Origin of the sequence: Acidithiobacillus sp. HP-11, from assembly GCF_015100075.1 — a bacterium.
Lineage (GTDB): Bacteria > Pseudomonadota > Gammaproteobacteria > Acidithiobacillales > Acidithiobacillaceae > Acidithiobacillus > Acidithiobacillus thiooxidans.
This window is the reverse complement of record NZ_JACKYY010000072.1, coordinates 1-7545: the sequence shown is the minus strand read 5'-3', so window position 1 is coordinate 7545 and position 7545 is coordinate 1. Positions and strand designations below refer to the sequence as shown.

Genomic DNA, 7545 nt, shown 5'->3' with positions numbered 1-7545 from the left:
GTCGGCATTCTCAAATCATTCCAGAATTCTGCCCAGTCCATCGCTGAAATGATGCGCATCCTCTGTTTCCGTAATCGCATCGTCTTCGATTATCTGCGAATGACTAAAAATTCGGCACCAACCCCGCTGGGGGCCTGAGAACAAATTTACCGTGAAGGCCCCGGCGTCGGTACTAAGCTCGACAGGTCCAGTTTCATCCCACAGGATCCCAATTGCCAGAATGAATACCCGCTTCGTCGGTGAAGATGCCTGGCTTTACGGGGTCGTCCTGAGGCCATGGGGTTGACCAGGTGGGTTACTATGCGGAGTCGCTGTAACAATTTTAAAGCAAATAATAACATGCTATGATGCCACGATCTAAATATCCTAATTCTGTTGGACTGCGCAACGGCAGGCCGGTATCACCTGCATAGGAGTCTATAATGTCCCAGTTGCTGTATGACAACGGAACGCACAAATGCATAGCCTTCACCGATCTGGTGGAAGGCGAGGGGATTCAGGCCAATCAGTTCCTCATTGTCAATAATGGTGAAGGGATGCTGCTCGACCCCGGTGGCAACCTCACCTACAAGAACCTGCTGGCAGAGATGGCGAGCTATTTCCTGCCGGCGCATCTGGACTATGTGTTCGCTTCTCATGAAGATCCGGATATTGTGGCCTCCGCTAACGGCTGGCTACTGATTACCGACGCGAAGATTCTCATCGCCAATGAATGGACCCGTTTTCTGCCGCACTTCTGCTCGAAGGGCATGACCGCCGGGCGGGTCATCGGCATTCCGCCCCAGGGTATGAGGGTCAATCTGGCGGGGCAGGAACTCTTTGTCGTACCGGCGCATTACATGCATTCGGTGGGCAATTTCCAGGTTTACGATCCGGTGAGCAGGATCCTGTTCTCCGGAGATCTGGGTGCCAACCTGGTCAGCGGGGATAATGCCGCCAAGGTGATCGAAGGTGCGGAAGCCTTCCAGGCGCATCGCGCTGCGTCTGGCATGGATGGCTTCCATCGCCGTTATATGGGGGGCCAGAAGGTCTGCAGGCTGTGGACCAATATGGCGCGGGGTATGGATATCGAATGGATTGTGCCGCAGCACGGCGCATCCTTTAAGGGAAGGGAGACGGTCACCGCTTTCCTCGACTGGTTCGAGGGGCTGGAATCGGGTCCCGACCTGTTGACCCAGAAAGACTTTCAGTTTCCTGTCCCCGAAAATCTCTGAAGGAGGTGCAGTTTGAATCAGGAAATGTTTAACGATCTCCATGCGCAACTCGGCGCCATGTCGCCGGAGATACAGGGTGCCGCGCTGATTTCCAACGAAGGGGCGGTGATTTTTCAGGAGGGCGAAACGGTGGCGGACGAGAACCTCATCGGTATCGCCGGGGCTGCCGTTATGCGTCTTGCGGAGCATATCAGTTCTGGTCTTGCCGAATGCCCGGCACAAGAGATCAGCATTCGCTGTGACAGACATACGGCACTCTTTGTGCCAGTGGGAACGGATGCGCTCCTGATGCTGGTACTCTCAGCAGATACGGATACGCGTCCTTTGGCGGGGGCTATCCCCGGTATGGTATCTGCGCTGGGCCAAAGAGTTGTGTCATAAGCATGCCGCCTAAGCCGGGCTGAAAGAAATCACGCTGTAGAGGCGTCCTCCGCAGGTTTCTGTATTGCTGATAAACGCTCCATAACGGCCTCTGGCTGAGACTCTATCTCCAGCAGGTGTTACGTCCCGCAATAAATTAGGTGCCTTGTCCCGAGCTATTTGAGGTCGAAACGACGGGGTTATCCCACGGTCTTTCGGCAAGAACACGCACCCGGAGAAGCGCGGGACAGCGATGGCTATCCCGCGCGGGATGGTTACCGTCAGAAGGGCTCTTTCTGCGCTTGAGGGGGAGGATGGTGCCGGTAGTGGCTTATTTGTCGCCCATAACGGCTTTCAATCAGGCTGGACAATGCCGTGACGAACTGACTCAGGGCTGCCGCCGCTTCATCGGAGAGATTCTGCGGGAACAGTAGCGCCCAGTCCTCCAGCAGCGCCTCTGCCTCATCCATTTCTTCATAGGCTTTCATCGCAACGCCTCGATAGCCGCCTGCAGCAGATCATCCGGCAGATGGTTGAGTCCCTTGGGTACGGCCAGGCGCAGAGCGGTATGGAGGATGTTGCCAGCCTGTCGGGGAAATCCTTTGGACGCCTGTCGGAGGAGTTCCAGTCCAGAGTCGGATAACAACGTGTGCTGGCATCCGGCGGACTTCAGGGCATGGGTGATGAGGGCGGCAAAGCGTTCCCGTTCAAGGACCGGCGCCAGGCGGATGCGCACCTGGATACGGCTGGCCAAAGCGGCATAGGGCATCCGGTCCAGGGTTTGGGCCAGATGAGGATGTCCCGCCAGCCAAACGGTGAGCATGCTCCGGGAATCGAAGGCGAAGTTCAGGAAGGCCGGGAAGTCCCGGAAGAATTCCGGCGGCAGGTTCTGCGCCTCGTCGATGATCCAGACTGGGAGGACCTGTTTGTGGTCCATCAGGTCATGGATATGCTCCTTGATGTCCTTCCAGAGCTGGGCGCGGCGGTAACTGGGTTCGACCCCCAGACTCCGGGCCAGCCCGCGGTAGATGTCGATCCGTCCGAAGTCCGTATCCGCCTGGTAGATCACCAGATAACGGTGCGGATTCAACGACGCGGTGAGACTGCGCAGGGCCGTGGTCTTGCCCACCCCGGGCTCACCGATCAGCAAACCCACGCCAGGAGACTGCAGCAGCCACTGGAAGCGTTCCCGCAAAGGCGCCAGGGCACCATCATCCCAGAGTTCCGCCGTATCCTTGTCCAGAGGGAGGCGGGTGAAGCCAAAGTGCTGGAGGACCTGACTCATTGCTCATCCTCCCCGTAATACTTCTTGTGGGCGATTTCCACGAGGCTGGTCGAATCGGCAGGCTCTTCCACGGCCGTATCGGCTGCACCCGGCTGATGGCGCTTGCGGTGGGCATTGGCTTCCCGGTCCAGGGGCGTGGCCCGGCCCAGATCTTCTCCTGCGGCGCTTTCTACAGACACCACCCGGCCGGCATGGGCGTCGACCACGAGGGTGACGGTCTTGCCTACCAGCGCATAGGGGACTTCGAAGAACTGACCCAGATAAGAGACGGTCCCATCCTTGCGCACCCGACGGGCCACGCGGTGATAAAACAGCGCATCGAGGTGGGCCGCCTGGGTGCCGAGGCTGCGAATCCGGGGCAGATCCTGCTGATAGCGGAGCAAGGGCGTCAGGCCTTCCAGACCCCCATGGGGCCGCTGGTGGTAGACCTGCTCCAGCCAGGCCCAGAGCCGCGCATTGAGATCATCCAGATCGCGGATCCGGCGCGTGTCCAGTTCGGTCAGAAACTGATCGCGGAAGGTCCGGTGCCAGCGCTCGATCTTCCCTTTGGATTCGGGGGTATAAGGGCGACAGTAGATCAGTGATATCCCCAACCGGGCACAAATCCCTTGCAGGGAGCCCGAGCGATAGGCGGCCCCGTTATCCACCACCAGTTTATAGGGCACCCCACGTTTCAGCAGGGCCTGCTTAAGCACCCCTTCGATATCCAGTGCCGTTTCGCCCAGGCAGAAAGCGCTGTGGGTGATGAGCCGGGAGGCGTCATCCATCAGGGAGACCAAATACACTTTGCGCGGCTTTCCGTGGAGGGATATCTGCGGGCCATGCATCACGTCGCCATACCAGATGGCACCGGCACAATCAGCGACGAAGCTGCGCTTCTCCTCAGGCTCGCTGGCCGCACCCGCCGGTCTGGACAGGCCGTGGCGCTGTAACAGACGATGGATGGCCGAACGGGAAACCGTGCCCTGGGACACCTGCCCCGTAGACTCCAGGGCCTGCAGGATCTGGAGCAGGGAGCGGCGGGGATTCTCCCGCTTCAGCCGGAGAATGGCCTCCTGAATCTCGGCTGCCAGTTTGGATTGCCCCTGATCCCGGCGTGGACGGGGAGACAACCCGTCGATACCGTCTTTACGCCAGACGTAGTACCAGCCAGCAATGGTCTTATGGCTCAGACGGGTATGTCCTGAACCGGGAATGGCGTACTCCCGCCCGGCCAGCTCCCACAGGGTCTTCTGAAACTCTCCGCGCTGCAGGGGCCGACTGATCAGTGGGCCGAGTACGGACAGGCGGAACAGGGCGATGGGGTCTATCTGGGTCATGGTCATTCCTCGCAAAAAAAGGGACCCCTATGCCACCAGAATGGGCTCGGTGATGGCAGTGACTAAAGTGTGTGGGGTCGATCTTTTATGGGGAAAGCGCCCGTTTCGCGGAGATCCGCTGCATCCGCATCATGGGACGCTGACAGTGTGATGATCGAGCCAGGTCATGATGGCGGAAAGGGACTGTTGCCGGAGTGCCGACACCCAGAAATCGGGCCAGCCCAGCACCCGGCCCCAATCGGGAAAAGCACTGCGCAGGCGAAATTCAAAGTCTGCAGCGCGCTCCTGTAGCCATCGCCCCCAGCGGCGGCAGGTGCTGCGGCATGGCGGCGCAGTGCCCAACAGAGTCGGGAGGCTGCTGATTGCATAGAGAGAAAGGCCCGCCCACAACAGCAGCAAGACCATCTGCTGCAAAGCCCAACCGTACCAGCGCCGTGGAGCGATGCAAGAAGGCAAACGGGAACAGGTATGCCCGCAGCCGCAGCAAAAGTAACGGGGAATCGGAACGGGATTCTCCTGCCCAGAAGTCGTCCGATCGGCCTTGCGGGTGTAATGACCATGCTGCCAGGGATGGCCTAGACCACAGTGCGGGCATTGGATGGGGCGATAGCGCTCAGGAGCTCTGGCCAGGGTGTCACTGTGATTCTTCAGGGTGGGGATATCAGCTACAATCCGATACAAGGGCGGACCTCCTATGGGTTTGGTTATCGTGAAAGCCTAATTCACTTCCCACGATAACAAAGGAGATTCCGCCCTTTCTACATCCTCTGCGTCCCACCCTCTACAAGAAGCCGTTCTCCAAATCCATCCGAATGACCGTGGGATAAAACGTCGTCCTCCTACTCAAATATCGAAAGACGTAACACCCGGTGTTGTCATGTCTGAATGGTTTCCCTGATGAATAAGGGATTAAGACGGCTACGTAGCTCTGGGCTACTCCGGCAGCTATGTCTGAATGGTTTCCCTGATGAATAAGGGATTAAGACACAGCTCGGCTGTCGTTAGCGCCGATCCTTGAAGTCTGAATGGTTTCCCTGATGAATAAGGGATTAAGACTACTACTACTATGCCGATAACTCGGTTAACTTGGTCTGAATGGTTTCCCTGATGAATAAGGGATTAAGACCACCGATGATGCCGACGACGCCCTCGCGGGCTCGGTCTGAATGGTTTCCCTGATGAATAAGGGATGGTTCCTCGCTGTTTTAAGTGGGTAGCTTGAGATCCAGCTTACCCAGTACGAGGTAAGCCATGTTAATAAAATTCTTGTGGGTGCGATAGCCCCGTGCCCCACGGTAAATTTGTTCTCAGGCCCCCAGCGGGGTTGGTGCCGAATTTTTAGTCATTCGCAGATAATCGAAGACGATGCGATTACGGAAACAGAGGATGCGCATCATTTCAGCGATGGACTGGGCAGAATTCTGGAATGATTTGAGAATGCCGACTGCGAAGCGGCGCAAGCGCGTTAGATTTTCCGGGCCAAAGCCGGTACGGGCACGGCCACGGTCCTCATCGAAGTTCCAGTCGATGATGTAATGCACGCTCTCAATGGCCCAGTGTCCGCGATTAACCTCCAGTACGCGTTGCGGTGACGCCTCTTGCGGAGTGCGACTGGTGATCCCCAGAGCGACCTCCAGTGAACACTTGCCGGTTTTCTTGTAGACACATTCGCGTTCTATTCGGAAAGCCTGGCCGACGTGGGGAAAACCGAGGTAGGCATTGACCGCTGTGCTGCACCAGATCCGGCGAGTTTCGATACGACCATGGTCTGCGGGGGTGACCTCAACGAAGTCGGGAGTGCCACAATTTTCGAATTGCACTGCGATATCGTGCTCAAGGGTCGGTTGGTTGCCCTTCACGGTGAAATGGTAATGCGCCTGATGTTCCACCAGATAGGTGGCCAGAGCCCGTTGCGTCAGCAGGGCATCAGCGGTCACATCCCTGCCGGTGATATCGCAGCTTTCCAGCACGGGAATCACCATCCCGATTTCGTTGGTACGTTTTACGGCGTCACTGTTGGCTACGGGTAAGATGCCGACTTTTTTTGGGCATAGCAGGCTTTCGATTCATGGCCCACCACGCTCAGAATGTGGGTTTGGCAGCCGGTTTCATCGAGTGCATTTTTCATGGTCTTGCCATCAATGGCCAATGCGCTGTCTTGTAGCCCCCAGGCCTGATTCCAGAGATTGAGCGCCCGGTCCAGCGTTCCCGGTTCGACCCGCACCAGGCAATCACGAATCACAAATTCGCTGGGAACGACGTAACGTTTGTTCTCACGTCGGCAGCCAAAACGTTCACGGGCTTGCTGCCCGAGTCCGCCGGCCCAGTTCGCCATGCCCTTATACCCAGACATGCCACACAGGGTAGCGCCCGCCGCAATGCCCAGCACCACTGGCAGGCGATGGCGTCTCCCCTGAGGGCGACGCGGGTCTTTAATGTCCGAAAAACATAGGGGTAACGAGCGCATTTGCTCGGCATTCAGCATGATCTTGGGATCTCCAGTCAGTTGCAGTTGTTGGTAGTCCGGGTGTGTCAGACGGGCACGGGTGTCGTGGTACAGGGGGCGAATAAAAACCCGTTTGGGGGCATCGGCAGTATCGCTGTAACCTTGGTGGGTGCGTCGATAGCCTTGAGTCAATCCCAGCTCCATCCAGTTGGCGGCCCGGTATACACCCCCATAAAAACGACGGGGATCGACAAAAGTTTCCAGCAGGAACAAGGGATGCCCGAAGCGGGCCTGCCAGTCATCAGTGATGCGGCGTTCGACCAGTGACAAGACTCGCGACCCAACATTGGGGCGATGCCAGTCAGGCAGAATCAGAAAGCGACTGTTGTTGGCGATCAGGTTGAGCCGCCCGTACTGGGAACGGAAGTCCCAGCCGATCCAGCGATCGCGTACACCGCATTTTAAGCGGCCCCGGACATGCTGATCTGTGCCACCAACTGATCCTGCCAAGTGGCGACGTACCACAGCGTCTCGCCGATCTTGGGTAGCGCACCCAGATAATGATGCTCCGCCATCAGGGACTGATAGCGGGCTTCCTCGCTGTGTTCGACCGGGCGAACCCGGATCTCCGCGAGGCTTTGGCTGAACGTTTTTATCGATTTCATCCGGCGAGTTATACCGGGAATCTGGACTGGAGTCCAGCTTTTGGGGTTACTGGGTTGGTTTACATTCGATTTGTTGGCTGCACAAATCTACCGTGGGGCTTTGTTGACATAATGCTCAACAACCCGCCACAGGCGCGTATCATGTTCCCCCACCAGGTCGGCCACCGTCTTGACCGGCATGTGCTTTATCAGGGTCATGAGCAACCCCTCAAACAAGAGGGTGAAGTGTGACCTGTCTCTTATACACATCTGACGC

9 protein-coding genes, 1 pseudogene and 1 CRISPR repeat array are annotated in these 7545 nt (G+C 57.6%); of the genes and pseudogenes, 2 read left to right on the top strand and 8 right to left on the bottom strand.

Going from position 1 to position 7545, the window contains the following annotated elements; genetic code table 11:
- The first annotated feature begins 422 nt into the window (after positions 1-422).
- Positions 423-1214: an MBL fold metallo-hydrolase gene (locus tag H7F08_RS14430; protein ID WP_193640922.1), complete on the top strand. Its 792-nt coding sequence runs from the start codon at positions 423-425 to the stop codon at positions 1212-1214.
- Positions 1215-1226: 12 nt separating this feature from the next.
- Positions 1227-1595 (top strand): roadblock/LC7 domain-containing protein, encoded by a 369-nt coding sequence (locus tag H7F08_RS14425; RefSeq protein ID WP_193640921.1) that lies wholly within the window; start codon positions 1227-1229, stop codon positions 1593-1595.
- Positions 1596-1855: 260 nt separating this feature from the next.
- Here the strand turns inward: H7F08_RS14425 and H7F08_RS14420 are convergent, their stop codons facing one another.
- The 8 genes and pseudogenes from H7F08_RS14420 to H7F08_RS14390 all read right to left on the bottom strand — a co-directional run.
- Positions 1856-2062, bottom strand: coding sequence for a hypothetical protein (locus tag H7F08_RS14420; RefSeq protein ID WP_126604152.1), 207 nt, complete (start codon positions 2060-2062; stop codon positions 1856-1858).
- On the bottom strand, positions 2059-2859 hold the full coding sequence (locus H7F08_RS14415) for an ExeA family protein (protein ID WP_193640920.1): 801 nt from the start codon (positions 2857-2859) through the stop codon (positions 2059-2061). Before H7F08_RS14415 ends, H7F08_RS14420 begins: the two co-directional genes overlap by 4 nt.
- Positions 2856-4178 carry a DDE-type integrase/transposase/recombinase gene (locus tag H7F08_RS14410; protein WP_193640919.1) on the bottom strand — a complete coding sequence of 441 codons (1323 nt, stop codon included), beginning with the start codon at positions 4176-4178 and terminating at the stop codon, positions 2856-2858. The genes H7F08_RS14415 and H7F08_RS14410 overlap by 4 nt, the downstream gene beginning before the upstream one ends.
- A gap of 129 nt (positions 4179-4307) precedes the next feature.
- Positions 4308-4859 carry a DUF6431 domain-containing protein gene (locus H7F08_RS15580; protein WP_227487895.1) on the bottom strand — a complete coding sequence of 184 codons (552 nt, stop codon included), beginning with the start codon at positions 4857-4859 and terminating at the stop codon, positions 4308-4310.
- 198 nt (positions 4860-5057) lie between these two features.
- A CRISPR array of direct repeats spans positions 5058-5375; the repeat unit is 37 nt; unit sequence GTCTGAATGGTTTCCCTGATGAATAAGGGATTAAGAC.
- Positions 5376-5485: 110 nt separating this feature from the next.
- Positions 5486-6211 (bottom strand): ISAs1 family transposase, encoded by a 726-nt coding sequence (locus H7F08_RS14400; protein WP_319803979.1) that lies wholly within the window; start codon positions 6209-6211, stop codon positions 5486-5488.
- Positions 6199-7134 (bottom strand): transposase family protein, encoded by a 936-nt coding sequence (locus H7F08_RS14395; RefSeq protein ID WP_227487894.1) that lies wholly within the window; start codon positions 7132-7134, stop codon positions 6199-6201. The genes H7F08_RS14400 and H7F08_RS14395 overlap by 13 nt, the downstream gene beginning before the upstream one ends.
- A complete protein-coding gene (locus H7F08_RS15575; RefSeq protein WP_227487893.1) occupies positions 7086-7289 on the bottom strand; it encodes a hypothetical protein in 204 nt (67 codons plus the stop codon). The genes H7F08_RS14395 and H7F08_RS15575 overlap by 49 nt, the downstream gene beginning before the upstream one ends.
- A gap of 96 nt (positions 7290-7385) precedes the next feature.
- Positions 7386-7545 (bottom strand): annotated as a pseudogene (locus H7F08_RS14390) (transposase family protein); the annotation flags it as partial.

Bases quoted from the DNA above. Each gene is read 5' to 3' on its own strand.
- H7F08_RS15575 (WP_227487893.1), bottom strand. From the start codon at position 7,289: ATGAAATCGATAAAAACGTTCAGCCAAAGCCTCGCGGAGATCCGGGTT.
- H7F08_RS14410 (WP_193640919.1), bottom strand. From the start codon at position 4,178: ATGACCCAGATAGACCCCATCGCCCTGTTCCGCCTGTCCGTACTCGGC.
- H7F08_RS14430 (WP_193640922.1), top strand. From the start codon at position 423: ATGTCCCAGTTGCTGTATGACAACGGAACGCACAAATGCATAGCCTTC.
- H7F08_RS14420 (WP_126604152.1), bottom strand. From the start codon at position 2,062: ATGAAAGCCTATGAAGAAATGGATGAGGCAGAGGCGCTGCTGGAGGAC.
- H7F08_RS14415 (WP_193640920.1), bottom strand. From the start codon at position 2,859: ATGAGTCAGGTCCTCCAGCACTTTGGCTTCACCCGCCTCCCTCTGGAC.